Origin of the sequence: Cellulomonas bogoriensis 69B4 = DSM 16987 (assembly GCF_000767165.1) — a bacterium.
Classification (GTDB): Bacteria; Actinomycetota; Actinomycetes; order Actinomycetales; family Cellulomonadaceae; genus Actinotalea; species Actinotalea bogoriensis.
Genome location: NZ_AXCZ01000330.1, coordinates 1 through 1,288 on the forward strand (window position 1 = coordinate 1; position 1,288 = coordinate 1,288).

The 1,288-nt window shown below is 76.9% G+C and carries 1 protein-coding gene; it reads right to left on the minus strand.

What is annotated here, in order from left to right; genetic code table 11:
• Positions 1-1,288: amidohydrolase (locus tag N869_RS15135; protein WP_035063039.1), on the minus strand; the 1,288-nt coding region annotated here is incomplete at both ends.

The window sequence follows — 1,288 nt, forward strand, 5'->3', positions numbered from 1 at the left end:
CCAGGCCGGCCGCGCGCCACCCACCGCGGGTGTGGGCACGGAACGCCGCTCGCGCGGAGATCCGCTGCTGCACGGCCCGGTGCTCGACCGCGCCCCGGACCGCCGCCCAGGGGTCGAAGGCCGTCACGGGCGAGTCCGACCCGAAGGCGAGCGGGACACCTGCCGCCGCCAGCTCCGCGTAGGGGTTCATCCGGCGCCACCGGTCCCCCAGGCGCCGCGCGTACATCCCGTCGGGCCCGCCCCAGGCCACGTCGAACGCCGGCTGGGCGCTGACGGTCACCCCGAGCGCGGCGAGGTCACCGACTGTCCCGGAGGTCGACATCTCCGCGTGCTCGACGCGGTGCCCCGCCCCCCGCAGGCCCCCGGGGCCCAGCTCGTCCTCGGCGAGCCGCAAGCCTCGCACCAGCTCGTCCACCGCCCGGTCACCGATCGCGTGGAACGCGGACCGCGTCCCCACCCGCGTCACCGCCACCACGTGCGCGGCGATCGCGCCGGCCTCCATCTGCAGGGCCCCGGCCGTGCCCGGGGCGTCGGTGTAGGGGGCGTTCAGGGCCGCGGTACGGGAACCGATCGACCCGTCGACCGTCAGGTCCCCGCCGATCCCGGCCAGGCCCGGGAACGAGGCGAGCAGGTCCTGGGCGTCCTCCACGGTCCGGCACGCCTGCGCCCACATCCCCACCACCAGGGGCAGGCCGCAGTCGCGCGCGGCCGTCATCTCCATGACGGACCGCAGCCCGTCCGGGGAGTCCAGCCACGGCCCGGCGAGCTCGTGGACGGACGCGATCCCGGCCCCGGCAGCGGCCCGGAGCGCCGAGCGGTGCAGCGCGGCACGCCTGGCAGGAGTCACCGCACGGGCGACCTCACGGACGCGGTGGTGGGCCTCACCGGTGACCACACCCCGCGGGGACCACCCCGGGTAGCGGTCGCAACCCGAGGCCCGCACCAGTGCGGTGGACACCACCGCACTGTGAACGTCGGTGCGGGCCAGGTACGCGGGCCGCCCCCCGACGGCCGCGTCCAGCTCCCGGGTAGTCGGGGCCCGACGCTCGGGCCATTGGGTCTCGTCCCACCCGTGGCCCAGCAGCACCGCGCCCTCGCCCAACGCACCCGCGGCCCTCGCCACCAGGGCCAACGCACCTGCCAGGTCGCGGGCCCCGCCCTCCACCGACAGGTCCACGCCCTCCAGGGCGAGCCCCGTCTCCAGCAGGTGCACGTGCGCGTCGACGAACGCCGGGGTGATCAGCGCACCGTCCACGTCGACCACCACGTCGGCACCGTCCTGGACGGT